Source organism: Cyanobium sp. HWJ4-Hawea, assembly GCF_024345815.1.
Classification (GTDB): domain Bacteria; phylum Cyanobacteriota; class Cyanobacteriia; order PCC-6307; family Cyanobiaceae; genus Cyanobium_A.
Map to the genome: position 1 here is coordinate 22287 of NZ_JAGQBV010000013.1, position 24866 is coordinate 47152.

A 24866-nucleotide genomic window follows, 5' to 3' on the forward strand; every position below is an offset into this window, starting at 1 on the left:
TCATCGCGCCGCCTCCAGCGGCCAGAGCACGATCGCGCCAGCGGGTTCGATGCGCGGAGCCGTGGCCACCTCAAAGGTGCGCCGAATCGCGGCCGGCTCCAGCTCAAGCTCTCGCTCGATCCGTGCCAGTCGCTTGTCCCAGTGGGAGCGGTTGTCGCGCAGCTGGCGTAGCTCCTGGTCGGCAAAGCCGAAGGCCAGCTGATCAAACTCGCTGTCGTGCTTGGTGCGGGTCTTGAGGATCCGCTCCCGTTGCTCCTGCAGCACCTTTACAAAGGCGTTGGCCTCGTCTTCGGCGCGCTTGCCCAGCTGGCCCCTGGCCCGTTCAGCCCGTTCGGCGGCGAGGGCTTCTAGGCGATCCTTGAGCTGGGCCACATCAGCCGGAAGCCCGACCCGCAGCTGGTGCTGGATCGCTTCATCCACCGCTGGCAGGCGCTGGCGCAGGCTGGTTTCCAGGTCGGCCAGGGCCATGTCGGTCTTGGTGGCGTTCAGCACCCGCAGCCGCCTGGTGGGATCCGCCGGATCCCATTCAGCTACTAGCTCCAGCACTTCATCGTGCAGGCGAGCGGCGCCGTGGCCATAGAGCGACAGGCGCGCCAGCAGGATCAACTTGGCGGTGTCGTCATTGGTGGCGATCACCGCGGCCCGGCTCAGCTCCTCGCCCTGGAAGCCGCGCACCAGGAAGCGATTCAGCAGCCGCTGCACCAGGGGGTGCTCCAGGTGCAGGTGCACCCGATCGGCGTTCACCTCCTTTGGGTCTTTGAACACCACCGGCTGCGGCACCGTGTTGCGGCGCCACTCCCACAGCTTTTCGCCAGGCTGGCGTGGCCGCCGCAGCGCATCCAACACATCGCCCCAGCTCTGCTCGCCGCCGGGCAACTCATCGGCTGCGGGGAAGATCCATTCGGCCCGCTCGGGATCGGCCTGGGCAGCCGCCGGATCCCTGGCTGTCAGCTGCGGCACTAATCCACTCCCCACCCCGCTCCCCTGGGCGCTCACCCGCAGGCTGGTGTTGAGCGCATCGCGGAAGAGATCACTGCTGAAGTGGAGCCAGTCTTCCGACTTCTGCAGCGCCTTCTCCAGCCGGCCCACCTGCTGGCGCAGCTCGTCGTCTCGCTCGCGGCTGTTGTCTTCCAGTTCAAGGTTGATCAGGGCCTGGCTGCGCTTGGTGCCCTCCTCCTGATCCACCCCCTGGATCTGCTCCATCACTTCTTGAATGGCGGTGGGATTGATCCCCTTGGCCAACAGTTCATTGAGCCGCCCCACCACCACCGGCGGCAGGGAGCCCAGAGCTTTGCGGATCTCCTCGGTTTTCTGCACCAGCACGTCCAGCACCCGGTCCTCATCACGGTCCGCCAGCACGAAGTAATGGCAGAACACCTCGGGTGCGCGCTGCAGGGTGCGGTCGATGCGGCCGTTGCGTTGCTCCATCCGCCCGGGGTTCCAGGGCACATCGAAATGGAACAGATAACGGCAGTGGTTCTGCAGGTTCACCCCCTCCCGGGCCGCATCGGTGGCGATCAGGATGCGCAACGGATCCAGCTCCGGCGGGCTGTTGAAGCTGCGCTTGAGGGCTTCCCGCTTCTCATCGCCAATGCCGCCATGGAAGGTGGCGATCCGCTCCCGTTCCCGGTCGCTGCCGGCAATAAGTGATTCGATCTGCTCCTGCAGCCAGCGCTTGGTGTCGGCGTATTCGGTGAAGATCAACAGCCGCTCCCCGTTCCACTGGGCCCCCTCCTGAGCGAGATCCGGGCAGAGGTGCTGCTCGATCCAGCGGCGCAGGTAGTGGATCCGGGCATCGGGCCCATAGCGGGCACGCTCGCTGATGCGTTGCATGTCCTTGAGCAAGGCCCATTCCTCGGGTCCTGCGCCCAGTTCGGTGGTAGCGAGGGCCAGGCGATGCTCCTGCTCGGCTTCCCGCTCCACACTGTCTTCATCGGCATCGGCGCGCTCGTCGTCGCCATCGATGGCCTGCTGCAGCAGCTTCAGTTGGGCCGGGTCGCGGGCCGTGCGTAAACGTTCGCCGGCATCACGCCTTTGCAGCGTGTCGCAATGCACCCCCAGCGTGCGGTGGAAGGCCTCGATCGAGCTGAGTAGCCGTTTCTGCAGGTTGGTGACCACCAGCAGTTCGGCAGCGCGTTGCTTGCTGCCCGCCCCCTTGAGCCGCTGTTCCCGCAGGGCCCGGTAGGCCTTGAGCAGGCGGGCCAGCTCCAGCTCGGGGGTGGCGGGATCGAGGCCATCAATCACCACCGGCACCACCTCGCGTTTAGGCAGCTCCTCGCCGATCCGGCGCAGGTCCTCCTTAAGGCGGCGCACCAACACAGGCTCCAGGTCGGCCTTGTTGCGTACCGGCACGCCCCGGCAGAAGCGAGTGGGGTCGAGGATTTCCAGCAACGCCGAGAAGCTATTGCTGTGGCCGTTGTGGGGCGTGGCCGAGAGAAACAGCTTGTGCTCGAAGCAGCTGGCCAGGCTGCGGATGGCCCGGGTGAGCTTGGAATCCACGGCAATCTTCGAGCCGCTGGCGGGGGCTGCGTTGTGGGCCTCATCGAGGATTAGCAGCGCTCGCTCGCCATCACCCAGCCAATCGCGCAGGGCGCCGGCATAGTCCTCGTTGCGCACCAAGGCCTGGCTGAGGATGAAGCGGGTGTGGGTGGCCCAGGGGTTGATCCCCCAGCCCCGCTCCCGCCGCATCCGCGACACGTAGTCGCGGTTCATCACCTGGAACGGCAAGCCGAAACGGCTCTCCATTTCCCCCTGCCACTGCAGCACCACCGACGGCGGCGGCACCACCACCACGCGCTGAACCTTTTGGCGCATCAGCAGCTCGCGCACAATCAGCCCCGCTTCGATCGTTTTGCCCAAGCCCACGTCGTCGGCAATAAACAGAGCTACCCGGGGCATCCGCAAGGCCTTGCGCAGCGGCTCCAACTGGTAGGGCTTCACATCGATCCCGGCCCGCAGCGGCGCCTGGAACAGCCCTGGGTCGGTGGCCGTCACGCAGTTCCACTGCAGGGTGTGCAGGTAGCTGGAGAACACCCGCGGGTCATCGAAGCCCCGCTGGCCAATCGTCTCCCAGGTGCTCTGGCCCAGCACACGGGCATCCACCTCACGCTCCCAGAACACCTCGGTGATCTGGCCATTGGCGTCGTCATCCAGGCAGGCGAGCCGCACCACCGTGTCGCCGCCATCCTCCGGCGGCTTGACGTCCTCAACTAAGTGGTGGTGGCTGCGGCAATAGACAACGCAGCCCTTACTGGGTTTGGTCAAAACCAGCTCAAGCATGGATGTCCTCACCTCTATTGAAAGGGCGGTCTTGGAGCCTCCCACCACCTTCTTCCTTGTCGAGGCAGGGTTTTGTCCTCGCTGAGGTGTCGCTAAACAAGATCACAGTTTCTAGCCCCGATCCAGAATCACGATGTCATTGGTCAGGACAGCCGCGATGCTGGCGATCGTTTGGCGATGGGAGTCGATCTCCACCACTGACAGGGCTGATGGTGGGATCACCCTAGGCCCGATTTCGTAGTTCAACCATCGAGCCCCCCAGCTATTCCAGCTGGGCCTGATCCAGGGGGATCGGGGCAAATTCGCAGGCCAAGCGGCATTCCAACCAGCGATCGAGGCTCACCTTTAGCTGGCTGGCAATTTCGGCATCGCCATAGCCAAGCGGCAGCTGCCTGCGGCCCCGCATCCAGAGCTCCTTAAGGGCACAACTGATACGCAGCCCGTAGCCAAAATCGCGCACATAGTGGAGCAATTCACCCTTCACCTTTGGCACCACATAGCTAGAGGGCATGAAGCCCTTTGAGGCATCAAATCCCAGGGCTGCCTTACACAGCCCCTCATAGGCAACGCCGATTAAATCCTCAAAGGGGATGTCATGGCGCCGCGCAAAACGATGGGCCTGGTGGCGAGCCAAATTGAGATGTTTGATGGCAAAGGCCCGGTGGTGGTCGCCCATCAAACCCGGCTTGGAATTAGGCATTGCTCCAGTGCGATTGCCCTCAATGTGCCAGCCACCAAGGGCCCTGGGCATGGAGGAATTCAAAAATAACTTCTAAAACAAACCGCATCAAAACAAAAGCAAAACCAAAAATCTATCCAGCCATTTCCTGATGCCAACTGGCTCCCAATCCACCCCCGTGGCCAACCATCCCCACAGATGTGGGATTACAAATCCCACCATCATTCAAACGGGCACACCCCATCAGTGGCTGGATGGTCTTTTGGGGAGTGCTGGATGGGGTGGAGCACCATCTGCCCTTCCTCGGCGATGGCCCCGCCTTGGCGCGCTGGCTACCGAAAACCCGCGATCAATTCCGCCTACTAGACCTCGAAACCCTTTCAGCCAAAGAGTTGCTGCAATTCGCGCCGCGTCACTAAGCCCTGGTTGAGGCACCAGGCCACCGCCTGGGAGCGATCCCTTACGCCAATCTTCTGGTAGGCGTCACTGAGGTAGCGGCGCACCGTATCGGGGCGAATCCGCAGGCGGCCAGCCATCTCCGCACTGCTATTGCCAGCGCTTAGCAATTGCAGCACCGTGCGCTCCCGATCACTCAAACCACCGACTGATCCGAGGCACTGGCTGGGGCCGCTGGGTTCGGCAAGGCGCCTACTGAAGCGATCATCGATAAAGACACTTTCGCGCAGGATGGTGGCCAGGGCAAGTAAGGCCTGGCCCTCGCCGACTGCATCAATGCAGCAAAGCCCATGCACCCCGGCCCTTAGCAGGGCCTTCAGGGTGGGGCCATCGGTGTGGGAATCGAGCAGGGCCAGCACCTTGATGGGGCACTTGCTGTTTTGGGGCCCTAATCGCTGCTGCAACTGGGAGAGCAGGTCGAGCAGGGAACCATCGGGAAGATCATCGCTGCAGCAGATCAGCAACGGCCCCTGATCGGGTATGGGCAATTGCCATAGCTTGCTAAGCGATTCAGCCCATAAATCGATGCGGGGATATTGCAGCACCGCAAGACTGAGCAGGGCAGAGGATCCCATCACCGAGATCACTGCATAGCCGGCCAGGTCTTTCTCAAGTTCGGCGTATTTAGCCGGGAATGATTGGCGTATATCGGCGGAAACCACGGAAAGGGATCAGATATATATCCATAGAAAACAAGATTCCAGAATGTGCAACTACTGGCAAATAAAGCCATCCTTAAGAATTAGCGGCGGCACCTGGCCTTTATTAGCCTGTCTGCAAATTTGGCCCCAGTGGCCACTGGCATCCCCATGGCCCATCAATCGACCCAGCTTGGCCGCAAGGCCGCAGCCTTTTTCGTTGGCCTGCTGCTGCTACTGCCAATGGTGCTGGCGCCCCTATTGCTGGGTGCGCCGGAAGCAGCCTGGGCGGAGTATGTGCTGCCGCCACTGCCCTATCAAAGCGAGGCGCTGGAGCCGCAAATTGATCAAAAAACGATGGAGATTCACCACGACAGGCACCACGGCGCCTACGTGAATAATCTCAATGCCCAGATCGCCACCTACCCCGAGCTGGAGCAACTTTCAGTTGAAGAGCTCCAGGGGCAGATTGGTCGCTTCAATACGGCGGTGCGCAACAACGGCGGCGGCCACTACAACCACTCCCAATTTTGGCTGGTAATGGCACCTGCAAGCACGTCCACCACGGCAACCACTTCCAGTAAGCCCTCAAAGGCCTTGAGCAAGGCAATTGATTCAGCCTTTGGCTCGCTGCCAGCCATGCAGGAGCAATTCAACAAGGCGGCCAGCTCCGTATTTGGTTCTGGCTGGGCCTGGCTGATCGTCAAGCCCGATGGCGGCCTGGCCATCACCACCACCGCCAACCAGGACAACCCCCTGATGGACCTACCGGGCATCGAAAGGGGAAAACCCCTGCTTGGCCTGGATGTGTGGGAGCACGCCTACTACCTCAACTACCAAAACATGCGTCCGAAATACATCAGCGCCTGGTGGGATCTGGTCAATTGGGATGAGGTGAACAGGCGCTTCTCCTAGGGCTGGTCGGAGCAGCCGGGCATCAGGGCGCCAACGGCCCCACCCACTGCCAAAACAGCCAGCAGGCCAATGCCGTGGCTGACCGCATCATCGATGCGTTGTTGGAGGGGATCGCAAAGCTGGAGAGCCTGCTGCATTGGTCCATGGCGCTGCACATGCCAGGAGGCAAAACTCCAGCAATGCACCAGGCCCACGGCCAGGGAAATCCCCTGGAAACCCAAAATTCCCGTAGCAATCCAAACCACCAGGCGGCGACAATCCATAGGAGCCAAATAAAGGGGCTCCCTAGGGTTCCGCGCTCGCCCAATACCGAAGAGATCAGGTGACAAAAGGGCTAGCCATGTATCGCTTGATACATTCCTAGGCAGTGGCAGGCAAGTCCTTGCGCGTAACCCACCTCCACGGGGAGCACCTGATCAACCTGACTTCCCAGGAGGCCTCAGCCCTAGTGGACGCTTGCACGATGGTTTTGCTTGCTTCCCAGGCTGCCCCTGAGGCCAAGTTGCCAGCAAATGTGACCCGGGTGCTGGCGGATGTATTTGAAAACCTCCAATCCACCGCCCTTGAAGCCCAGGCGGCCAATTCAGAGCAGGTTTGATCTAAGGGCATTGCTCTTGCCCCAGATGCGGCGAATGCCCGGCAATGATCGGCGCCAGGCCAGGCTGGTGAGGCCCCACACAGGATCCATGGTTGCTGCGCTGCTGATCTTGCTGGTGATGGTGGCGGTGGGGGCCCTGCTCAATCCAAGCCGCGAACAATTCGCCTGGTTCATTCGTCTACGGCGGCCGGCCTGGCTAACCTTTGAGGGCCTGATACCGCTGATCTGGATCAGCATCTACGTCTGCTTTTACAGCTCAGCCCTGCTGACTTGGAACGGCAGCTGGAGCTGGGGCCTAATGGCTGGCTACCTGGGCCTGCTGCTACTGGTGCAGAGCTACACCTGGCTGATCTGCACCACCCGCAAGCTGGGCAATGGCACGGCAGTGGGCCTGGCCGGCTGGGTGTGGGGCGTGGCGCTGGCGATGGTGGTGTTGCCCCACTCAATACCGGCGGTGCTGCTACTAATTCCCTACTTGCTCTGGAGCCCCCTGGGCACCCTGGTGACCTGGCAGATGCAGCGGCTAAATCGCTGAAATTGGCCCGGGGGTCAGGTCAGCGCAGCGAGTTGGAAAGAATGACTCAGCCTGGCGAGATCGTCCTGACATTGTCTGGCCTCCAGCTCTAGGGTGGCTGGAAAAGGTGCGGCGATGACAACATCACCCTTACGCAGTGAGAAGCTGGACCTGCGGCTGACACCAGGGGCCAAGCAAACCCTGCAGCGGGCTGCAGCGGCTGCCCAGCGCAGCGTGAGCGAGTTTGTGCTGGAGAGCGCATTGACCAGCGCTGCCGAAACGCTGGCTGATCGGCAGAGCTTCCAGCTCGATGGGGAGCGGTGGGAGGCGTTGGTGGCGGCCCTGGATGCACCACCCCAGATGCATCCGCGACTGGCGCGGTTGCTGCAGGAGCCCAGCGTGCTGGAGCAGAGCCTTGCCGGTGGCGCCGGGTGAGCCCGTATCGGATCGAGCCGCTCCAGGCCAGCCATGCGGTGGAGGCCTTTGATTGCGGCGAGGAGGCCCTGAACCGCTTCCTAATCCGCTTCGCCCTGGCCAATCAAAGAGCCCGTGCCAGCCGCACCTACGTGGCGCTAGCCGGCGATGCCGTGGCGGGCTTCCACACCCTGGTGGTGGGGGAGGTGAGCCCGGATGAGGCCCCCGAACGCATCCGCAAGGGGTTGGCGCGCCACCCGATTCCGCTGATGGTGCTCGCCCGGCTGGCCGTGGCGGTTGAGCACCAGGGGAAGGGCCTGGGTGCAGCACTGCTGAAGGATGCCATCGGCCGCACGCTGGCGGCGGCCCAGATCGCCGGTATCCGCGCCCTGGCGGTCCATGCCAAGGATGAACGCGCACAAAGCTTCTACACCCATTTCGGTTTCCACGCCTCCCCTACTGATCCCTTGCACCTGTTTGTGTTGCTCAAGGATCTCCAGGGCGATGGATCGAAGCCCATGTGGAGATAGAGAATCAACTGCCCCAGGTGTTGCCCTAGGGCTTGACGCTGGCTCGTCGTTCGCAGGAGAGGCGCCCCCGCGGGCAATTGTTCCAGGGAAGCTGGATCATTCGCGACGAGCGACCCATAAACCGGCCATCCGCCATGCAGAACCAATCCCAGGGCTGGCTATCGATCAGCACCGAAGGCTTTGCCGCCATGAATGCGGCCCGCCCTCCAGAGCACCTGGTGAAAGAACTAGTGCAGAACGCCTTGGATTCCTTTGCTGATGGCCAGCAGGGTCAAATCAAGCTGCGCTACGGGCTGGTGGGTGAGCACTTCCAGGTGAGCTGCACCGATAACGGATCCGGCATCGAGGAGCTTGCTGATCTACGGGTCGTTTACCTGACCCACAAAACCGACAGCCACCTCAAACGCGGCCGCTTCGGGAGAGGATTTAAGGAGGCGCTTTGTATTGCCGAACAGGCAAGGGTGGCGAGTGGCTTACAGCAGTTGGAGTTTCTGCGCGACAACGGTGCACGGATCAGCCGGCAGAGCTCCCTGGCCGTTGCAGTAACCGGAACCCAGGTGCTGATGCAGATGCCATGGCCCGGGGAGATTGCAGGGCAACTGGACAGCTACTTCTAACGGTTTTTGGTGCCTGCTGGTGTGGAGCTGGAGGTGAACGGCAGCTTGATTTCTGGGCGATCGATCACCCACATGATCAATACCAGCTTGAGCACTGAGGTCTATGACCCGGGCAGCCAAAGCTGGAAGAAACCAAGCCGGCGCACGGCGATCCACCTGGTGCCTGCCGCTGGGGATGAACAGCCCACGATCTATGAAATGGGCATCCCGGTGGCTGCCCTTGATTGGAGCGTGCCGTACCACTGCGATATCCAGCAAAGGGTGCCGATGAATCCCAACCGTGATGCGGTGGCATCTGGCTATCCCCTGAAGCTGCATGTGGCCTGCCTGCCCACCTTGATAGGGGAGATGGATGCGGCAAGCATCAAGGACGACTGGGTTGGCACGGCAGGAAGGCGTTGCGATACGGCGGTGCAACAACAGATCCTGACCCGGGCATTTGGCGAAAACATTGCCCGTTCGGTGCCGCGGGTGGGCAAATCATTGATGCAACACTAGTTCCCGTTCCAAAGCAACGTAATTCCAGAGAAGAAAATAAGGAAATCAAGGCGGGTAATATTCCAGAGGGCTGGGAAGAAAAGCCAAATCGATTGCAGCAGAAGGATTTAGATGCTCGCTGGGTGAAAAAGAATGGCGTCAACCACTTTGGCTACAAGAACAGTATTTGCATCGATGTTGACCATGGATTTATCCGCCGCTATGCAATTACAACTGCCAGTATTCATGATAGTCAGATGTTCCCAAGTGTACTAGATCCAGAGAATGAGCATGCCTACGTCTGGGCGGATTCAGCATATTCCAGCCAGCGATATGAAGAACTACTGAGCCTAGGTGGCTACGAAAGTCTGATCCATGAAAAAGGCTCACGTAATCATCCTCTACAAGAAGCGAGCAAAGAACTGAACCGTGTCAAGTCAACAATTAGGGCTTGTGTTGAACATGTTTTCGGCTGTATGACCATGTCTATGGGTGGAAAGTTGACGAGAAAGATTGGGCTTGAAAGGACTAAGGCGTGGTGGGGACTAAAGAGCCTAACTTTTAACTTTCTTCGCTATCTTCATTGCTCTAGACCCGCAGCATTGCTGGGATAAATCTTTTGGAAATCTAAAAGCTGGACTGCCATAGGCCAACACGCTTTCTGACATAGGATTAAAATATTTAAACGCCTTAGGGCGTTTTTTATGCTCTCTACAGGCTGCTCAAATTCTTTATTATTCGAGGTTCCCTTATGTTGCCCGGCACAATGGTTGAGAAGGCTGGCTCCACTCACTATAGCTAATCATTTCGAGGTTGATTCTTGTCAGCTTCTTCTTCCGTTCGGCTAGGGGCATTCACCGAGGGCAAGGTGGCCGGCCAGTCCTTGGTTGTCAAGGCCGGCAAAGCTTGCAGCATTTTAGGCTTACCAGGTCATCTGTAAGCCTGGTCGCCATGAATCGGTTGTTTTCGATGTTGGTGTCAATTTTGGTGCTTAGTACCGGCTTAAGTGCCTTTGCCTATTCTGCTAATGCTGCTGATGGCTACTGGCTTGATCAGTACAACGCCGTGCTTTTCATGGGGTTGTTTCGGCTTGATACAGAACTCGAGGATATGAAGCAGAAGGGGGCTGCGGTAGTGATGGTTCATGCCGACAGCCTGCCGGATCCGCTGTTGCGCTGGATCGCCTGGCGCGCCAACCGGACCAAGCTCATGCCAGTGGCCTGGATTCAGCGCCCAACCGCCGCCAACCTGGCGCGAGTGGGGCAGGTGGCGGGCTACCGGGCGCTACAGGTGGATGACCACTTCTTTGCCAGACCGCCGGTTTCGCTGGCTAACCTCCGATCGCAATTGGGCGGCCGCCAGCTCTGGTGTTCGTTCCAGCCTGGCCAATACTCCTGGCGTGCGGCTCGCCATTGTGACCACGTTGATCTACAGCTATACCGCCAGTCCTGCGCCACCACTGTGGATTTGGTTTATCGTCTTGGTATCGCTGGCCGTCGCGATACTGCCGTGGCCGTATATCACGACGGCTCTGTATCCGATGATCGCCGCTTGGCCTGCTACCGCCGTCGGGTTGCTGCAATTGGCAATCGGTTGTTTGTCTTTAAGTGGAAAAATCCTGAGCACTGGTTCACGGTGATCCCCCGCGGTCTAAGAGAAGGACTTTCGCGTTTGCGTCACAGCTAGATGTAATGCCAATTTCAATCCCTTGGTTTAGCAAGGATGGTCGAGGCCATAGCTTTGGGTGATTAGTTTTCCTGAGCTATCAAGCAAAAACTTCTGCTGAGAGCCACTCAGCTGCATCCAGGCGCCAGCTGCTCGACCTTCAAAGGTCACAGGGCGACGCTGAGGGTTTATTCCTCTTTCGTCGAACCAGGTGCGCTCCCGGCGGCTCCAGTTCAGGAACCCTTTGCCACGAAAGCGTTTGAGCTCAGCGGCCGCCCAGTCTTCTGCTCGCTCCCGAGCCCACTCACGGTCTTCTGGATTCTCACGGGGGGTGCAGAACGCTTTCGGAACCTCTCTCACGCCATAAACAGCAGGCATGTAGCGGATGGTGAGGAACGGTTCAATCGGCTCATCAGCCCAGGACTCCCAGGCCAGTCGATCCTGCTCCAGCTGCAGTTCTGCCTCCTGCTGATCCAGCTCCAGGCATCGAGCCAGGTCGCTGGGATTGGGTTGTAGCTCAACTACTAGCTTCTCCAGCCAGTGGGTAGTGATCGGTCCACCTAGTTCAAAGCTGCGGATCAGGCTGCCCACCTTGAAGCTGTTGCTGGCACCCAGGATTGAAGCAAGCTGGCCAGGGCGCAAACCTCGCTCAAGGCGCAGCGATTCCAGCAGCCGCGAAAGGTGGCTGCTGCGCCGTAGATCGAAAGACATGATTGATCGGAATGGCGTTCCTACTCATCAACCCTCTTGGGTTCCAGGATTGACCACCTTGCCCAGCAGGAACGGACGGCAGGTTGGTGACCGGCAATCCCCTGGAGGATTGGCGCCGGTGCTCGGGATGAACGGAGCGAACTCCTGAAACCAAGTTATCGGCTCTGGAGTAATCCCAATCTAGGCCTAGCGCGAATGACGACCCAAACCTGGGCGTGCAATTCATAAATTGCCGTGAACAAACTGGATAGAACTGAAGCAGAACGCCCACGGTTAGGAGTCTCTGTCGCTATGCGGATTGGTTTGTTGAGGCGTGAGCTGGTCAACAAGCATGGGGAGAAGATAATCGCTTGCTATGAACAGCTCTTTCCTGGTGAGCTAAAACGTTTTGACGATCGCTATTGTGGCGAGATTCAGGACTTCGATTCCTGGGCATCAGAATGCTACGAAAGCGCTTACTCTGGTTACGATGAAGACAACGAAGGAATTCCATCACTTGAAGACTTTATCGTCAATGAATTTTTCGACTACTATTCGTATGATGATGAGCTTTGCATCGGTTTCCTAAATCGCTGAAGCGCGGATTTGAAGCATCTAGATTGATTTGTCCTAGTCAATACTTGCCTTTCCGTTCCGTCTAACGACTTAACACACCTGCCCCTTAGCTTTCGCGCCATGGGCCCTATCCCGCCTCTATTTGCCCTCGTCACTGGGGCCCTGCTCGCCAGTAGCGCCCTGGCCCAGCAGCCGGTTCGGCCCTTGCCCAAAGCGGGTAGCTGCCCGCTGGGTTACTACAGCTCCGGCAGCTATTGCGTGCCTAGCAAGGGCGGCAATGCCCGTGGGGCCATTGAGAAGAGCGGCAACAGTTGCCCCCTGGGCTGGTACAGCTCCAGCAGCTACTGCGTCAAAAGCCGCAACTAACTTGCCCAGGATGCACTTCCAAGGAGTGAAGTGTCATAGAAAGCTCCCATCAAAAATTCCGTGCGGTCTGTACAGATGCAATACAGACCACTCGCTAATACCCTCACCCACTAGGCGAAGGCAGCTGGAGCTGGGGTGCCAGTCAGAGAGGGCGAGTTAGGCGGTTGAGACGCAGGGCACTCACCGAAGCGATGGCGTCGAAGTCGGCGTCGAAGCTCACCAGCTCGGCGTTGTGGTGCAGGGCCACGGCGGCAACTAGCAGATCGAGGCTCAGCACAGTGCGGCCGATCCGGCGACAGGCTTGGCCCAGGTCAATCGCCTGCTGCCAGAGATCCGCTGGCGTGGGAAGCAAGGGCAGGGTGATGAACTGGGCTTCGAGCACTAGGGCCTCCTCCGGCCTTGCGGCACGGAGCACCTCGAAGCGAACCGGTTCTGCCAGATGGGCCGCGGGATCGAGCACATAGGGCGCGATGTACTGCTTGAGGGCCGCCGGGCTGCGAGCCCGGGTGAAGTCGATCCAGAGACTGGTGTCGAGCAGGAGGGTCATGGGGCGATCTCCTGGAGCCGCAGGCGCTCGCGTTCCTGGTCTGCCTCGTAGGTCTCCAGCTCCACGCCCCACTCTCCGCTGAGGAACTTCTGGGCGATCTGCGCCCGGCGGCGCAGCTGCAGGGCTTCCTCCATCAACCGCCGGATGGCAGGCCCTTTCTTGAGCTCGCCGGTCAACTCCAGGACTTCAGTCATCTCCTGGTCAGAAAGCTCCACAGTCACTTTCATGGTTCTTGCCTCCAGAAGTAGGACTCTAGGGTCAGCACTGCAGCGAAAGTCAATGGGGTGGCCTCCCTGCCCCATCCACCCGGCCCTTCACCTCAATAAAGAACAGATTCCCATCCGCATCAATCGATAGGTTGGCTACAGCCAGTTCGCCCTTTTCTTAAGCGACAGGGCGTGATCAACAGGATGTAATCGCTTAGGGCGGGCTCCAGCTCCCCATGCGCCGAGGCCGGAATTGGCGCCGCAGGGGCAATTCATTCCATTTTTCGTGCGAAAGAGCAGCAGGCACCCAAATGGATTGGCAGTATCACCAAATACGACGTTGCTGAAACCGGGCGTGGACACCTCAGCTTCCTGCTCAATGACCAGCAAGGGACAGGTCACCATCCCCAAGAGCCTGCGCCAGCAGCTCGGCCTCAGACCATTTCGGCCTACTCAAGAGTCGATGCCCACCCTTACCGGTCGATTTTGATGTCGCCAGCCTGCCGCAACCGTGATCGGGCTCGACACCAATGTTTTAGCCCGCTATTTCGTGGAGGGAGAGGGCGCTGATGCCTCCACCCAGGACCAGCGCCAAGCCGCGCGCCAGTTGATCCATCAACTGGCGATCAAATCTCACTGGCTTTGAACCAACTCCCGTGGGGCCCTTACTACGTAGCTTTCGCCCTGCTTTTGCTGCCGTGCTTGGCAATGCTCAAGCACGGCGCGGGCAACATTGAGGCCGGTCGCTGCCTCAAAGCCGCAGAAGCCTGGGGCACTGTTTACTTCGCAAACGCTATAGCCATCACCATCAAAAAGTAGATCCACTCCGGCAATATCAAGCTGCACAGCGGCGGCACTGGCCAAGGCCAGCTGTTCAATTGCGGGGGTGATGGCAAAGGCCTCACCATCACCACCACGGCTGATGTTCGCCTTGAAGCTGCCATCCGTACTTCGGCGCAGCATCGCGCCGAGCACCCTGCCACCGATCACAAATACCCGTAGGTCCTGGCCGGGGCGGGTATCGATGTACTGCTGCAGAATCAAGCTCTGGGATCGATCCAGGGCGGAGACAAGCTCCATTAGATCCTGGAAGCTCCGGGGGTCTTGGCTCAACACAATGCCATCGCCATAGGAACCAACCAGCAGCTTCACAACACAGGGGAAGCCAATTTGAGCCGCAACCAGCTCGAGGTTCACCGGAAAGCGCACCAGCATGGTGCGGGGAATCGGCAGATTGCGCTGGGCTAACAACTGGTGGGCATAGAGCTTGTCCTTGACCGCCTCGACCGCACCACTCGGGTTAATTACAGCCACATCAAGCTGTTCGAGTTGGCGCAGGATTGCCAGGGAGAAGTAGTCGGTGCCACTGCCAGTTCGGGTAAGCAGCACATCGGGAAGATCAACCTCTTGGCCACACCTACGGATCGAGCGGCGGCCTCCGCGGCTAACGATCAGAATGCCGTGATTCCTCCCGTAGCCGCATCAACTCATAGGGCTCCACCAACCCCGAGCAACGTTTCTGCAGGATCCAGAGGTTCATGCCAGCCCTAGCCACCTGCCCACTGTTCTTGCGCCCTGGCAGTGGCTCCAAGCGGGGGCAGCACAGGCCAAAGCTGTAGGCGCAACAAGCAAAAAAGCAACGGCTCTGCTAGAGGTGACATGCCTTTGATTCACTGCGGGGGGAGATGGGCTTTGTCCCCACCGTTGCCCTGCCGTGCCCGCTCTCAGCCGGCTGGGAGGTGGCAGAGCAGCGGCTGCTTGAACCGGGCCAGGGGGGCGGCTTCTCAGCAGGGGCCTATCGCCCCGACCGGGATGAGTTGTGGTTGCTCAGCGATGCTCCCCGCGGCAGCATCAGCCGTTGGCGTGGCTTGCGAGCCGGCGGACTGCAGGGTCTGATTCCCATCTCAACGCTTGCACTGCAGCAGCCCGAGCCCATGGACGGTGAGGGGCTGGTGGTGGGTGACAAGCACTTTTGGGTAGCTGCAGAGGGGCGACTAAAACCACCCCAACCCGCGGGTCTGCTCAAATACAACATGGCTACGGGCTCCCTGCTGGGCAGCCAGGAGCTGCCGCCAGCTTGGCGCCTCTCCTCCGACCGTGGCCTGCGCAGCAATGGGGGCCCGGAATCCTTGAGCCAAGCATCTGCAGGCGGGGACCTGTTGATGGCAGCTGAAAAACCGCTGTTGCAGGACCCTCCCGATCGCGTGCGGCTACTGCGTTGGACAGCTGATGCCAGCGGCGCCCTACAACCTGCAGCGCTCCGACCCCTGGCCCTGCCGCCTGGCGGTTGGGGACTCACCGACCTGCTGGTCACCAACCAGGGGTTACTCGGTTTGTGGCGCCTATTTAAGGCACCGGACCAGTGGCAGGCGCGACTGGTGCTTTACCCCCCTAACGCCATCACAACCCCTAAATCCAGCAACGCAGCCGCAACCCCACTGGCACCCCTGATCAGCTGGAATCTGCTGAAACTCGGTCTTGCCCCAGACAACTGGGAAGTGCTGCTGGCGGCTCCACCCCTGGGCGACGGCCGCCCAAGCCTGCTGCTGGCCACCGACGACAACTTCAATCCGCTGCAACGCTCACACCTGGCCAGGCTGGTACCGCGCCAACTGCCGGGCTGCCGGGCTGCCAAGTCCCAAGTGCCAAGTGCCAACCCATAGATGACCCGCTCCGTACTTAAGCGTCGCCAGCTACTCGAATTGTTGGGCATCGGTGCCGGCAGCACCGCCGCCGTGCTGCTTCTACCGCAACTGGAGGCCGGCGGCAGCGGCACTACGGGAAAGGCTGCCCTGCCCTTTCGGCCCGTGCGTGCCCCCCTGCCCTTGCCAGGCGATGGGCTGGGCGCGGCAGATCAGCGGCGGCTGTATCGCACCTTCAAGGTAGAAGACAAACTGCTGGTTCCCGAGGGTTATCGAGCCGAGCTAATCGCCGTATGGGGAGATCCCCTAGCCCAGGGCCGCTTTGGTTTCAATAACGACTACCTGGCCTTCCAGCCCCTAGCCGATGCCAGGGCTCTGTTGAGCATCAACTTCGAATACATCAGCCCGCAGACCTGGGCGGCAGGTTTTGCAGAAGCCGTAGGCAGCCCCCTGCCGCTGGAGCCCCTGCGGCAGGCCCTGGCCAGCCGCGGCGGCAGCGTTGATGTGGCCAGCCTGGCCGCAAACGACCCCCTGCGCCCACTGATCGAGGCCGTGGCCAGCGCCGCCATGGCCGACCTCGGCATCGGCGTGATCGAGCTAGAGCAAGGACCAGCAGGCTGGCGACGTAGGGGCGGCAGCCGCTACGAAAGGCGCATCGATGGCCTCAGCGGGCTCAACGAACCAAGGCAGACACTGCGCTGCAGCGGTCCGGCAGCTGCGGTATTTCGCCACAGCCAGCCCCTTGGCTACCGCGATGGCCTGGGTGATCAAATCATCGGCACCTTTGCCAATTGCGCCGGCGGCACCACCCCCTGGGGCACCGTGCTGAGCGCTGAGGAAAACTTTCAGTCGCAGGTGGCCGAGGCCGTCCATGCCGATGGCTCGGCGTCTTCCCCCCAGGCGAAGCCTTTCCGCTGGGATGGGGCACGCCTCGATGGGCTCGGCAATCCCTTTCGGCTGGCCGGCAACAAGTACGGCTGGATGGTGGAATTTGACCCCCGCGACCCCAATTCAGCCGTCGTAAAACACAGCATGTTGGGTCGCTTTCGCCACGAGGCCGTGGCCGTTGTGGCCAGGGCCGGCGAGCCGCTCGTGGTGTACTCGGGCTGCGATCGCCATGGCGGACATCTGTACCGCTTTGTCAGTGACGCGCCCGTGCGTGACCCGCGCGATCCCGCCAATTCAAACCTGTTAACGGCTGGAAGGCTGGAGGTGGCGCGTTTCAACGCCGCAGGCAGCGGCAGCTGGATCGCCCTCGAGCCGGAAACGGCCGTGCAACCAAAACCTCCCAGCCATTACGAGCGCTTTGGTTGGCAGCAACCGACCGTGCTGCCCCATGGCGACCGCCAGCGCAGCGGCAGTGAGGCCCTTGGCAGCGATGTCGATCTTCAGGCCTACTGCGGCCGCTACAAAACCCTTGGCGATCTCTACCCATTGGGCGGCGCTGGCAAAGACGCAAAATTGCGACAGCAGGGGGCGATCCTGATCGATGCCCACCTGGCCGCCAACGCTGCGGGTGCCACCGCCTGCCCCCGCCCAGAAGACACCGACATCGACCCGATCAATGGCGACCTGCTGATCGCCTTCACGGCGGCGGGTCGAGATGAAGGCGGCAGCAGTGATCCAGCGATCTTCCGCGGCCCCAAGGGCGAAACCCTTTGGCCCCACGGTTGGGTAATGCGACTGAGCGACGGCGACAGCACTCGAGGATCCAACTTCCGCTGGCGGATGGTGGCCTCCGGCGGCCTGCCCTGGGAAGGTGGGCTTGGATTCAGCCACCCCGACAACCTGGCCTTTGATCCGGCTGGCAACCTCTGGCTAGTGAGCGATCGCTCCGGTGATGCTGACCTAGACGTCTTTGGCAACAACAGCTGCTGGCTGCTACCGCGCGCCGGCGCCTTGGCGGGCAAGGCCCTCTGCTTTGCAATCGGTCCAGTGGGCTGTGAACTGTGTGGGCCCTGCTTTGATGAGGGGTTTCGCACCCTGTTTATGGCGGTGCAGCACCCGGGCGAGGGTCAGGGTGTGCGCCAGGGCAAGGAGGTGGAAGCCCAATCCCACAGCCTGGTGGACCGCAGCGGCCAACGCTTTGAGCAGTTGCGCTGGGTGCCCCTCGGCTCTAACTGGCCCTCCGGCGTACCCGCCAGGCCGCCCAGGCCCGGGGTAGTGGCAATCCGCAGACTCGACGGCAAACCCCTGCTGGGCTGATCAGTCGGCCACGGATTTGCCCGTAGGCATCAGCTTTGCCCGTAGGAATCGGGCACAAAAAACTGCCCATTCAGGGGGGGACGTCGATAATCTCCAACCGCCTTTCGGGGCGGCAATTCAATCTGCTCTGGTGTCATGTCTTCATAGGGAACCTTGCTCAAGATATGGCGAATGCAATTAAGGCGCGCCCGACGTTTGTCATCGGCTTCAACGGTAAACCAAGGTGCCTCTGGAATATTAGTGCGGGCAAACATCTCATCCTTGGCTTGGGAAAACTCGACCCAGCGGTCCCGCGACTCAAGATCCATGGGGCTCAATTTCCATCGCCTGGCCGGATCCTTTAGTCGTGAGAGGAAACGCACTTCCTGCTCCCCATCACTGACGGAGAACCAATACTTGATCAGGCTGATGCCACTTCGCACAAGCATCCTTTCAAATTCCGGGCACGACTGCAGGAACTCCTCCACCTGGGCAGGGCTGCAGAAGTTCATCACCCTCTCCACACCTGCCCTGTTGTACCAAGATCTATCAAAGAGCACCATCTCACCAGCCGATGGTAAATGCTCCACATAGCGCTGGAAATACCACTGGGATTTCTGCTGATCAGATGGGGTTCCCAGGGCAACAACCCTGCAGCCCCTTGGATTTAGCGTCTCAGTAATACGCTTAATAGTGCCACCTTTACCAGCCGCATCACGGCCTTCAAATAGAATAACCAGGCGATAGCCAGTATGCTTTATCCAATACTGCATCTTGACAAGTTCAACCTGCAACCTAACGAGCTCTTTCCCATATAGGTTGCTATCCATCACTGGCTGCTATCCATCACTGGCTGCTATCCGCGCTGTCGGCCCTGTGATGATCCATAGAAATATCCTCCTAACGCCATGCCAATGCTAGGCCAAGGATTTCTGCAGTGATTTGGCAATGACTTCCTTAACCTCCCTGGAAAGCAATACGAAGAGATAGTCGGGTTCGCGATATTGATTTGGCAGGCAATTGTGCAGAACTTCAAGGCGCTGCCAGCACACGGTGCGGCGCACCTTGTTGATCGTTTTACCCTCGCGAATCAAGATGCGTAGGGCTTTGCAATAGAGCGGATAGCTGGCCTCAAGCTCACCAATGGTGAGGGTGGAAGCCGTAGTGGCAATGGTCATAGAACCCGTATTTCCTTTTGCCTATGCCAACTCTCAGTCCACGGCCAGCCTTTTCGATCCCCCCATACGGGGACAATTCAAAGACCGACCACCACCACCGCTAGAGCTTGACCATGCCGCAGCGCATGCCCTTCAGAACGGCCTGGAGCCTGTTGCTCACATCAAGGGTCTTGAGGAGCCGCTTCGTGTAGGTCCTGGCTGTCTCCTCACTCACCACAAGCTGCTCGGAAATCGCCCGATCTGAAAGGCCACTGGCCAACAAATCCAACACCTCATATTCCCGGGGAGTCAGCCGGGGACAACTGAGGTAAGGCAAGGCACCAGATCGCAGCGAGGGGCTTCTATAGGAGTGCTGCCCCATCAAGGCAATCACCGCCGCCTGCAGGGGCCGCTGATCCCCAGCAAAATCCGCCTGCGCCACCACCGCCTCCAGCCAGGGAGCATCGGCATATTCCGCGGGGATCACATCCCCCAGGGCCAGCACAACTGCCCTAAGGCCTGGTTGGGCCTTGCGGGCGAGACGCACCAGCTCAAAGCCGTTGCCATACTCCAGATGGTCCGTGGCGATCAGTAGCCCGTAGGGCTGTTTGGCCAGATAGGCCAAACAACTGGCCTGGTCTGTCACCGCGCAGCCGATTCGCTCCCGCTCCTGGAAGCTCTCGCAGACCGAGCGCAGCAGAAATTTTCCTTTCAGGGCCAGGGCCACCCGGCCCTCGATTGCCCCCGCCACTAGCACCTGGTCGAGGGTGCTGCCCTCCAGGCTGGTAAGAAAGGGTGTCAGGTCCATAGGACACTCCTCCAGATCAGGAAAAATCTGCCTTAGGGCTGATCAAATCTAGGCCGCTAGGCCCTGAGGCGTGGTTGTTACATCTTTCACGGCCCTATTGGGGAAAGGCAGCGCAAACCCTTACCGTTTTTTAACTTAAGCGGAGCATGACCTGCCCATGACCGGTAGCAATCCCAGCACCAACTCCGCCAATATCGCCGCCACCACTGGCCAAGAGGTGGCCCGTCGGGACACGATTCTCTTGGTAGATGACGACGCCAACATCCGGCGGGTGTTGGAAACCAGGCTCAGCATGTTTGGTTACGACGTGGCCACCGCCTCCGATGGCGAGGAGGCCCTGGCCCTATTCCAAACGGTGGAACCAGATCTGGTGGTGCTCGACGTAATGATGCCGAAGATGGATGGCTACGCCGTCCTAAAAGCCCTGCGCCTGGATTCCGATGTGCCGGTGGTGATGCTCACCGCCTGCTCGGAAGTGAAAGATCGCATTCTTGGCCTGGAGCTTGGCGCCGACGACTACGTGATCAAACCCTTTAGCCCCAAGGAGCTAGAAGCCAGGATCCGCTGCGTGCTGCGTCGCTCGGGCGGCTCCGCCCAGGCCAGCCCCAACAGCACCACCAACCGGGAAATCACCGTTGGCGAACTCCGGGTGATCCCCCACAAGCGCCAAGTATTTAAAAGTGGCGAGCGGGTGCGGCTCACGGGCATGGAATTCGACCTGCTCGAAATGCTGATCAGTCGCTCTGGCGAACCGCTGACCCGCCAAGACATGCTCACCAAAATCTGGGGCTACACCCCCGAGCGCCACTCCGACACCCGGGTGGTGGATGTGCACATCTCCCGGCTGCGCAACAAGATCGAAGACGATCCAGAAAACCCCGAGCTAGTAATCACCGCCAGGGGCACCGGCTATCTTTTCCAGCGCCTACCTTCCAGCAACGCCGGCTGATAAAAAAGAATATCCCTGATAAATCAGGGGTGTTGCTGCCAACAGCGGAAAGCGGCGCCAGCCCTACGTAGCTTCCATGAACAGCATCCACCCAATCCAAAGACTATTTCGCCTGGCTCTGGCAAGCGCCCTGGGCTCTGGCATGGCCATTTGTGCAAGCCCCTTGGCTGGCCACGCCGAGGTGCTCTACACCCTGCAAACCAAGTGCAGCATCAAGGGCGGCTCACCATTGCCCTGCACCGTGACAGCAGAAAATCGCGGCAATGCCACCTTTTACCTCCACCAGATCGGCGCCACCCGGAAGACCATTCGCATCACCGACAAACCCCTGCGGATGACCCGCTGGGTTACCGGCAAGGAGTGGTGGGAATCGCTGCAAGGGGCAGCTGCCCGCTTTTCCACCGACACCATTTGCTTTAACGGCCGCGACCTCTGCGTGGTTAATCCCAACTACCTGCGCAGTGTCCAGATCAACAACATCTCAACCCAAAACAGGGATCTGGTGAAGGTGCATTTTGGCAGCGATGGCCGCATCAATGCCAGCTGCTACGACGACGGTTGTGGGGTAAACCTTAAATGAAATTGCCAACTAAGAGCTTTTGCTGGCTAGGTGTCGCCCTATTGGTGGGCCCAACAGGTTTCGCATCGGCTACAACGCTCTCCATCGGAACTGAAACTCCCGCACCCCAAACCCTGCTTGCCCGTGGCGGTGGTGGTGGCGGTGGTGGTTTTCGAGGCGGTGGCGGCGGTTTTCGAGGTGGCGGTGGCGGATTTAGTGGTGGTCAGAGCGGCTTTCGTGATGCCGGCAATGGCCTAAATCGCGGCGACACCCGTCCGGCGGGGGGCTGGAGCAATAACGCCAGCTCCTGGGCAAGGCCATCAATTGATGCACCAAGAAGCAACAACAACTGGAGCAATAACAACCTAGGCAATAACAAGCCAAATAGAAACAATTGGAGCAACAACAACTGGGGCAACAGCATAAATATCAATAATGTCAATGTGCGCCCCAGTTGGGTGGGACCAGGCTGGGGTGCCGCCCGTCCCTGGAACACCGGCTGGTATGGCGGCTGGTCCAGTTCTTCCTGGGGTTGGTGGGGAGCCTCAGCAGCCGCCTGGGGCATCGGCACCCTCGCCACCGCCGCCATAATCAACAGCGCCGTAAATAATGCTGTTAGCAACAACGAAACATACATTTTGGTTCCAAATACCAACTACCAATTACTTTTCGGCAGCGTGCAGGCCACCGGAACATCCACAATTACCTTTGTGGTCAACTCCGATGGCAATAACTACAGCCTCAACGCAGATTGTCAGTCCGGCCTACTCAATGGCCAGGCACCAAGCAGTGCCCAGGAGGCGCAAGTCCTCAACAGCGCCTGCCAGGTTGCCTTTGGCAAAGCCTAAATCCAGATAAATCAGGCTGATTGAATAAAACCGGCAAAAGGAGAAGGTGCCACGCGGGAAACCCCATGGAGCAAAACGCTGGAGGAGATTGGTCAATTGACCAACCTCCTGCAGCGTCAAAACCAAAGTGGTGGCACTGGCAAAAGCCTAAAATTCAACTAGATCTCAGCTTCCCTGGAGCCTGAGGGAACCTGCTGAAGTCAGGCTGCGAAGCCAGCTGCCAGGCTTGGAACCCTGAACTGCCTTAATCGCAAGGTAGGTAAGTAGAGGTTCAATAAAAACTATCGGCAGATAGGAGATTGCCCAGGTAGCCCAGCTCTGCAGTGGAGTCGCTTCGCTGCCATTCAGCAACCAAAATCCCACCATCACCACCACACCGGAGTAGTAGATGGCATCGAATTTGACAATTTGGGCCCAGTTCACCGCCAAGCCATTCTCACCCTTGGCAAAAAAGCGTTTGCCAAGCAACTGATGGGTGGCGATCAGAGGCAAGATCAATGAAAGCGAATTGACACCCAAGTGCATCAAATCTTGGGGCTCAAATACCAGGCCCTGCAGGAGCAAGCCAATGGCAAAGCCAAACATGGCAGGCAAGAAACCAAATAGAAAATAGACAATGGAGGCCCCTACTAGGTGGAGCTCCGATGGTCCAACCGGAAAATGCACAACCTGCATCAGAAGCGAAAAGATCAACGCTGCAGCGCTGGTCTTTACAAGCAGCAGGGGCTTCTTGAGCAGGGCAGGCGCAAAACCGGCAAGGGTGACTATGGCGGTGTAGTTAGCACCAATAATCTTTGGAGCAGCAAGGATGCCGGGATGAATGTGCATGGTTTTAGGGTTTGCGAAAAACTTCGGAGAGAAACTTTGGCAAGAATACAAATAGAAAAAATAAATTAACTAAATACCACCACTCGCCAGGGCCAGGCCCGAGAGAATTACCCCAGAAAGGGTGAATCCCACAGCAACTGGAATGGCTAAGCGAGCAATATCCCGATTAGCAAAATATTTGCAGACCCCATAGGAGCAACCCGCCACCAGCACCGAAGCAGCTAGGGCCCCAATCCACCAACCAAAGGTGTGGCCGTCCTGGGGTACCTCCAGACCATGGAGCATGGAGTGAAAGCTCACCCCCAGGGCCACCAGCGCCGGGGTGAAGGTAAAGCTGCGTCCCTTCGCAGAGGCAAAAATCACTATTCCCAGTGCCGCAATCGCTAGGGCCGCCAACAACTCACCCGCCGGCAAATTGAGACCGAAGGAGGCCAGAGAGCTGCCAACCATCCCGCCAACTAGGGCGCCGCCAAGGGCCCAGCCCAGCAGCGCAGCGGAAATAAATGCCCCTACGGCGCCCACTGCCAACAGCATCAAGAGGTGGTCGAGCCCCATCAGGGGATGCAGCAGGCCACCAGCCAATCCACCACCAACTAAACCAGCGCCGGCTGAGCCATGGGCCTGGGCTGGAATCGCCGCAAGCAGCAGGGCTGCAACGGCAGAAAAGGACGCCAACGGCGCCGAAAAACGTTTCATGGGCAATGCTCGGTCCGCGCCGAGATCGAAGTGGTAAATAGACGGCGAGTGTTCTGACTAAGGGGCACAACCCCATCACAGTTGCGGGACAGCGGCGGATTTGGGTAACCCCTCACCGCACTTTCCTCGTTTGACCAGCTCCAGGGAGCCGGATCCGTCGATCGAACCCTAGACGGGAATTGGCCTGGGGCCCAGCTTCGCCACAAAGATCGCCTGGACAAAGCGGCGGCGGCGAAAGCGGGTCCAAATTTCAGCCTGCCTGAAGCTCTGGCGCTGCTGGAACTGCAGCCACCAGGCCTGCAAATCGGGGCGGGCCTCCAGGTCCAACTCCTGGATCATCTCCAAACGGGCAAACAACACAGCCACCACCACATCGGCGCTGCTGGGGCGATCGCCAAACAGGCCTGGCCCCCCAGTCACCAGGGGCAAAGAAGCCAGATAGCTGCCCACCTGAGTCCGCATCAAATCGAGTTTGTCCAGCTGGCTGCCCTGGCTGAAATAGGCAAGTCTCTCCCGGTTTTGCTGCGCCTTCGCCCGCAGGCTGGCCCCTCCATCGGCGGCCCCCTCTGCCCGCCGCTCCAGGCCGTCGACAAGCGATTGGAGCAGCTTCGGCACGATCCGCTTCAGCACGGGATTACTGAGAATGGCCTTACCAAAGGTGAGGTCCTCGATCGAGATGGCGTAGTGGCCCGCCACCACATCGGCAATCTGATCTCGCAAATTGGGGCAAAAATCCAGCCAGGTAGCAGCCGCCGACTGGGATGCAAAGGCCAGGATGTCGCGGCTATCAGTCCAGATCCGAGCCCCAGGGGAGCTCCAATCGGCCGCACAAAGTGTCGGCACCGTCATCGCCGGGTTGAGCTGGCGGTAGCGATCACCTAGCTGCTGCTTGGCCAAATGGATATCTATTAATTGGCTGCAAAACGCCACGCCCGCCTCCACCAGGGCCAGCCGGGCCACCATCGAGTAATAGGAAGGTGCCGCGTGCAGCAGCACAAGCTCTTGATCGCCCATCGACCAATCATCGC

33 protein-coding genes and 1 riboswitch are annotated in these 24866 nt (G+C 59.7%); of the genes, 18 read left to right on the plus strand and 15 right to left on the minus strand.

The window, feature by feature from the left end; translation table 11 throughout:
* Positions 1-3264, minus strand: coding sequence for a DISARM system SNF2-like helicase DrmD (gene drmD / locus KBY58_RS04610; RefSeq protein WP_255003184.1), 3264 nt, complete (start codon positions 3262-3264; stop codon positions 1-3).
* 277 nt (positions 3265-3541) lie between these two features.
* On the minus strand, positions 3542-3979 hold the full coding sequence (locus KBY58_RS04615) for a sigma factor (protein ID WP_255003185.1): 438 nt from the start codon (positions 3977-3979) through the stop codon (positions 3542-3544).
* Positions 3980-4212: 233 nt separating this feature from the next.
* Between KBY58_RS04615 and KBY58_RS04620 the strand changes: the two genes are divergently transcribed.
* The gene (locus tag KBY58_RS04620; RefSeq protein WP_255003186.1) at positions 4213-4377 is read left to right on the plus strand and encodes a hypothetical protein; all 165 of its coding nucleotides are present in this window, start codon (positions 4213-4215) and stop codon (positions 4375-4377) included.
* Here KBY58_RS04620 and KBY58_RS04625 read toward each other — a convergent pair.
* Positions 4339-5076, minus strand: a complete 738-nt coding sequence (locus tag KBY58_RS04625) for a response regulator transcription factor (protein ID WP_255003187.1) — start codon at positions 5074-5076, stop codon at positions 4339-4341. The two genes, KBY58_RS04620 and KBY58_RS04625, sit on opposite strands and share 39 nt — an antisense overlap.
* A 219-nt stretch (positions 5077-5295) precedes the next feature.
* Between KBY58_RS04625 and KBY58_RS04630 the strand changes: the two genes are divergently transcribed.
* Positions 5296-5967: a superoxide dismutase gene (locus KBY58_RS04630; RefSeq protein ID WP_255003217.1), complete on the plus strand. Its 672-nt coding sequence runs from the start codon at positions 5296-5298 to the stop codon at positions 5965-5967.
* On the opposite strand, the gene KBY58_RS04635 is transcribed toward KBY58_RS04630, so the two are convergent.
* On the minus strand, positions 5964-6230 hold the full coding sequence (locus KBY58_RS04635) for a hypothetical protein (RefSeq protein ID WP_255003188.1): 267 nt from the start codon (positions 6228-6230) through the stop codon (positions 5964-5966). The genes KBY58_RS04630 and KBY58_RS04635 overlap by 4 nt on opposite strands.
* A 104-nt stretch (positions 6231-6334) precedes the next feature.
* Here KBY58_RS04635 and KBY58_RS04640 point away from each other — a divergent pair, with 104 nt between their 5' ends.
* The 8 genes from KBY58_RS04640 (at position 6335) to KBY58_RS04675 (ending at position 10803) form a co-directional block, all read left to right on the plus strand.
* Positions 6335-6565, plus strand: coding sequence for a hypothetical protein (locus KBY58_RS04640; RefSeq protein ID WP_254933054.1), 231 nt, complete (start codon positions 6335-6337; stop codon positions 6563-6565).
* A gap of 25 nt (positions 6566-6590) precedes the next feature.
* Positions 6591-7100 carry a TspO/MBR family protein gene (locus tag KBY58_RS04645; RefSeq protein ID WP_315858033.1) on the plus strand — a complete coding sequence of 170 codons (510 nt, stop codon included), beginning with the start codon at positions 6591-6593 and terminating at the stop codon, positions 7098-7100.
* A 114-nt stretch (positions 7101-7214) separates the two neighbouring features.
* Positions 7215-7514 (plus strand): DUF1778 domain-containing protein, encoded by a 300-nt coding sequence (locus KBY58_RS04650; RefSeq protein ID WP_255003189.1) that lies wholly within the window; start codon positions 7215-7217, stop codon positions 7512-7514.
* Positions 7511-8023 carry a GNAT family N-acetyltransferase gene (locus tag KBY58_RS04655; protein WP_255003190.1) on the plus strand — a complete coding sequence of 171 codons (513 nt, stop codon included), beginning with the start codon at positions 7511-7513 and terminating at the stop codon, positions 8021-8023. The genes KBY58_RS04650 and KBY58_RS04655 overlap by 4 nt, the downstream gene beginning before the upstream one ends.
* A 134-nt stretch (positions 8024-8157) precedes the next feature.
* The gene (locus KBY58_RS04660) at positions 8158-8640 is read left to right on the plus strand and encodes an ATP-binding protein (RefSeq protein WP_255003191.1); all 483 of its coding nucleotides are present in this window, start codon (positions 8158-8160) and stop codon (positions 8638-8640) included.
* A gap of 6 nt (positions 8641-8646) precedes the next feature.
* The gene (locus tag KBY58_RS04665; protein ID WP_255003192.1) at positions 8647-9138 is read left to right on the plus strand and encodes a hypothetical protein; all 492 of its coding nucleotides are present in this window, start codon (positions 8647-8649) and stop codon (positions 9136-9138) included.
* Positions 9039-9731, plus strand: coding sequence for an IS5 family transposase (locus KBY58_RS04670; RefSeq protein ID WP_255003193.1), 693 nt, complete (start codon positions 9039-9041; stop codon positions 9729-9731). Before KBY58_RS04665 ends, KBY58_RS04670 begins: the two co-directional genes overlap by 100 nt.
* Before the next feature lie 337 nt (positions 9732-10068).
* Positions 10069-10803 carry a hypothetical protein gene (locus KBY58_RS04675; protein WP_255003195.1) on the plus strand — a complete coding sequence of 245 codons (735 nt, stop codon included), beginning with the start codon at positions 10069-10071 and terminating at the stop codon, positions 10801-10803.
* A 27-nt stretch (positions 10804-10830) separates the two neighbouring features.
* On the opposite strand, the gene KBY58_RS04680 is transcribed toward KBY58_RS04675, so the two are convergent.
* Positions 10831-11493, minus strand: coding sequence for a hypothetical protein (locus tag KBY58_RS04680; protein WP_255003196.1), 663 nt, complete (start codon positions 11491-11493; stop codon positions 10831-10833).
* Positions 11494-11727: 234 nt separating this feature from the next.
* Between KBY58_RS04680 and KBY58_RS04685 the strand changes: the two genes are divergently transcribed.
* Together KBY58_RS04685 and KBY58_RS04690 are read left to right on the plus strand one after the other, a co-directional pair.
* The gene (locus tag KBY58_RS04685; protein WP_255003197.1) at positions 11728-12069 is read left to right on the plus strand and encodes a hypothetical protein; all 342 of its coding nucleotides are present in this window, start codon (positions 11728-11730) and stop codon (positions 12067-12069) included.
* Between the two features lie 99 nt (positions 12070-12168).
* Positions 12169-12414: a hypothetical protein gene (locus tag KBY58_RS04690; RefSeq protein ID WP_255003198.1), complete on the plus strand. Its 246-nt coding sequence runs from the start codon at positions 12169-12171 to the stop codon at positions 12412-12414.
* A 142-nt stretch (positions 12415-12556) separates the two neighbouring features.
* Here the strand turns inward: KBY58_RS04690 and KBY58_RS04695 are convergent, their stop codons facing one another.
* The 3 genes from KBY58_RS04695 to KBY58_RS04705 form a co-directional block, all read right to left on the minus strand.
* Complete coding sequence (locus tag KBY58_RS04695) at positions 12557-12961, minus strand: PIN domain nuclease (protein WP_255003199.1); 405 nt, start codon at positions 12959-12961, stop codon at positions 12557-12559.
* Complete coding sequence (locus KBY58_RS04700) at positions 12958-13188, minus strand: hypothetical protein (RefSeq protein ID WP_255003200.1); 231 nt, start codon at positions 13186-13188, stop codon at positions 12958-12960. The genes KBY58_RS04695 and KBY58_RS04700 overlap by 4 nt, the downstream gene beginning before the upstream one ends.
* Before the next feature lie 135 nt (positions 13189-13323).
* Positions 13324-13557 (minus strand): hypothetical protein, encoded by a 234-nt coding sequence (locus tag KBY58_RS04705; protein ID WP_255003201.1) that lies wholly within the window; start codon positions 13555-13557, stop codon positions 13324-13326.
* 121 nt (positions 13558-13678) lie between these two features.
* On the opposite strand from KBY58_RS04705, the gene KBY58_RS04710 reads away from it, so the two are divergent.
* Complete coding sequence (locus KBY58_RS04710; RefSeq protein WP_255003202.1) at positions 13679-13813, plus strand: hypothetical protein; 135 nt, start codon at positions 13679-13681, stop codon at positions 13811-13813.
* On the opposite strand, the gene KBY58_RS04715 is transcribed toward KBY58_RS04710, so the two are convergent.
* Positions 13801-14556, minus strand: coding sequence for a RimK family alpha-L-glutamate ligase (locus KBY58_RS04715; RefSeq protein WP_255003203.1), 756 nt, complete (start codon positions 14554-14556; stop codon positions 13801-13803). The two genes, KBY58_RS04710 and KBY58_RS04715, sit on opposite strands and share 13 nt — an antisense overlap.
* A 296-nt stretch (positions 14557-14852) precedes the next feature.
* Between KBY58_RS04715 and KBY58_RS04720 the strand changes: the two genes are divergently transcribed.
* Both KBY58_RS04720 and KBY58_RS04725 read left to right on the plus strand, forming a co-directional pair.
* Positions 14853-15830, plus strand: a complete 978-nt coding sequence (locus tag KBY58_RS04720; protein WP_255003204.1) for an esterase-like activity of phytase family protein — start codon at positions 14853-14855, stop codon at positions 15828-15830.
* Positions 15831-18014, plus strand: a complete 2184-nt coding sequence (locus KBY58_RS04725) for a PhoX family protein (RefSeq protein ID WP_255003205.1) — start codon at positions 15831-15833, stop codon at positions 18012-18014.
* 29 nt (positions 18015-18043) lie between these two features.
* On the opposite strand, the gene ppk2 is transcribed toward KBY58_RS04725, so the two are convergent.
* From ppk2 to KBY58_RS04740, 3 genes are all read right to left on the minus strand, one after another.
* Positions 18044-18823, minus strand: a complete 780-nt coding sequence (ppk2, locus tag KBY58_RS04730; RefSeq protein WP_255003206.1) for a polyphosphate kinase 2 — start codon at positions 18821-18823, stop codon at positions 18044-18046.
* Positions 18824-18910: 87 nt separating this feature from the next.
* Positions 18911-19171, minus strand: a complete 261-nt coding sequence (locus KBY58_RS04735) for a DUF3136 domain-containing protein (RefSeq protein ID WP_254933045.1) — start codon at positions 19169-19171, stop codon at positions 18911-18913.
* A 100-nt stretch (positions 19172-19271) separates the two neighbouring features.
* The gene (locus KBY58_RS04740; protein WP_254933044.1) at positions 19272-19958 is read right to left on the minus strand and encodes a helix-turn-helix transcriptional regulator; all 687 of its coding nucleotides are present in this window, start codon (positions 19956-19958) and stop codon (positions 19272-19274) included.
* Positions 19959-20115: 157 nt separating this feature from the next.
* On the opposite strand from KBY58_RS04740, the gene rpaB reads away from it, so the two are divergent.
* From rpaB to KBY58_RS04755, 3 genes are all read left to right on the plus strand, one after another.
* Positions 20116-20907: a response regulator transcription factor RpaB gene (rpaB, locus tag KBY58_RS04745; RefSeq protein ID WP_255003209.1), complete on the plus strand. Its 792-nt coding sequence runs from the start codon at positions 20116-20118 to the stop codon at positions 20905-20907.
* A 76-nt stretch (positions 20908-20983) separates the two neighbouring features.
* Positions 20984-21487, plus strand: a complete 504-nt coding sequence (locus KBY58_RS04750) for a hypothetical protein (RefSeq protein ID WP_255003210.1) — start codon at positions 20984-20986, stop codon at positions 21485-21487.
* Complete coding sequence (locus KBY58_RS04755; protein WP_255003212.1) at positions 21484-22314, plus strand: hypothetical protein; 831 nt, start codon at positions 21484-21486, stop codon at positions 22312-22314. The genes KBY58_RS04750 and KBY58_RS04755 overlap by 4 nt, the downstream gene beginning before the upstream one ends.
* Before the next feature lie 165 nt (positions 22315-22479).
* Here the strand turns inward: KBY58_RS04755 and KBY58_RS04760 are convergent, their stop codons facing one another.
* The 3 genes from KBY58_RS04760 to KBY58_RS04770 form a co-directional block, all read right to left on the minus strand.
* Entirely contained in the window at positions 22480-23142 is a 663-nt protein-coding gene (locus KBY58_RS04760) for an energy-coupling factor ABC transporter permease (protein WP_255003214.1), read from the minus strand.
* 69 nt (positions 23143-23211) lie between these two features.
* Positions 23212-23817, minus strand: coding sequence for a HupE/UreJ family protein (locus KBY58_RS04765; protein ID WP_255003215.1), 606 nt, complete (start codon positions 23815-23817; stop codon positions 23212-23214).
* A 46-nt stretch (positions 23818-23863) separates the two neighbouring features.
* Positions 23864-24012, minus strand: a riboswitch (cobalamin riboswitch).
* Positions 24007-24866: glutathione S-transferase family protein (locus tag KBY58_RS04770; protein WP_255003216.1), on the minus strand; the 860-nt coding region annotated here is incomplete at its 5' end. Its footprint overlaps the riboswitch before it by 6 nt.

Excerpts from the sequence above, each read along its gene's own strand:
- KBY58_RS04615 (WP_255003185.1), bottom strand. The coding sequence starts at position 3,979 with ATGCCTAATTCCAAGCCGGGTTTGATGGGCGACCACCACCGGGCCTTT.
- KBY58_RS04620 (WP_255003186.1), top strand. The coding sequence starts at position 4,213 with ATGGTCTTTTGGGGAGTGCTGGATGGGGTGGAGCACCATCTGCCCTTC.
- KBY58_RS04630 (WP_255003217.1), top strand. The coding sequence starts at position 5,296 with ATGGTGCTGGCGCCCCTATTGCTGGGTGCGCCGGAAGCAGCCTGGGCG.
- KBY58_RS04635 (WP_255003188.1), bottom strand. The coding sequence starts at position 6,230 with ATGGATTGTCGCCGCCTGGTGGTTTGGATTGCTACGGGAATTTTGGGT.
- KBY58_RS04645 (WP_315858033.1), top strand. The coding sequence starts at position 6,591 with ATGCGGCGAATGCCCGGCAATGATCGGCGCCAGGCCAGGCTGGTGAGG.
- KBY58_RS04650 (WP_255003189.1), top strand. The coding sequence starts at position 7,215 with ATGACAACATCACCCTTACGCAGTGAGAAGCTGGACCTGCGGCTGACA.
- KBY58_RS04660 (WP_255003191.1), top strand. The coding sequence starts at position 8,158 with ATGCAGAACCAATCCCAGGGCTGGCTATCGATCAGCACCGAAGGCTTT.
- KBY58_RS04675 (WP_255003195.1), top strand. The coding sequence starts at position 10,069 with ATGAATCGGTTGTTTTCGATGTTGGTGTCAATTTTGGTGCTTAGTACC.
- KBY58_RS04680 (WP_255003196.1), bottom strand. The coding sequence starts at position 11,493 with ATGTCTTTCGATCTACGGCGCAGCAGCCACCTTTCGCGGCTGCTGGAA.
- KBY58_RS04690 (WP_255003198.1), top strand. The coding sequence starts at position 12,169 with ATGGGCCCTATCCCGCCTCTATTTGCCCTCGTCACTGGGGCCCTGCTC.
- KBY58_RS04695 (WP_255003199.1), bottom strand. The coding sequence starts at position 12,961 with ATGACCCTCCTGCTCGACACCAGTCTCTGGATCGACTTCACCCGGGCT.
- KBY58_RS04700 (WP_255003200.1), bottom strand. The coding sequence starts at position 13,188 with ATGAAAGTGACTGTGGAGCTTTCTGACCAGGAGATGACTGAAGTCCTG.
- KBY58_RS04720 (WP_255003204.1), top strand. The coding sequence starts at position 14,853 with ATGGGCTTTGTCCCCACCGTTGCCCTGCCGTGCCCGCTCTCAGCCGGC.
- KBY58_RS04725 (WP_255003205.1), top strand. The coding sequence starts at position 15,831 with ATGACCCGCTCCGTACTTAAGCGTCGCCAGCTACTCGAATTGTTGGGC.
- ppk2 (WP_255003206.1), bottom strand. The coding sequence starts at position 18,823 with ATGGATAGCAACCTATATGGGAAAGAGCTCGTTAGGTTGCAGGTTGAA.
- KBY58_RS04735 (WP_254933045.1), bottom strand. The coding sequence starts at position 19,171 with ATGACCATTGCCACTACGGCTTCCACCCTCACCATTGGTGAGCTTGAG.
- KBY58_RS04740 (WP_254933044.1), bottom strand. The coding sequence starts at position 19,958 with ATGGACCTGACACCCTTTCTTACCAGCCTGGAGGGCAGCACCCTCGAC.
- rpaB (WP_255003209.1), top strand. The coding sequence starts at position 20,116 with ATGACCGGTAGCAATCCCAGCACCAACTCCGCCAATATCGCCGCCACC.
- KBY58_RS04750 (WP_255003210.1), top strand. The coding sequence starts at position 20,984 with ATGAACAGCATCCACCCAATCCAAAGACTATTTCGCCTGGCTCTGGCA.
- KBY58_RS04755 (WP_255003212.1), top strand. The coding sequence starts at position 21,484 with ATGAAATTGCCAACTAAGAGCTTTTGCTGGCTAGGTGTCGCCCTATTG.
- KBY58_RS04760 (WP_255003214.1), bottom strand. The coding sequence starts at position 23,142 with ATGCACATTCATCCCGGCATCCTTGCTGCTCCAAAGATTATTGGTGCT.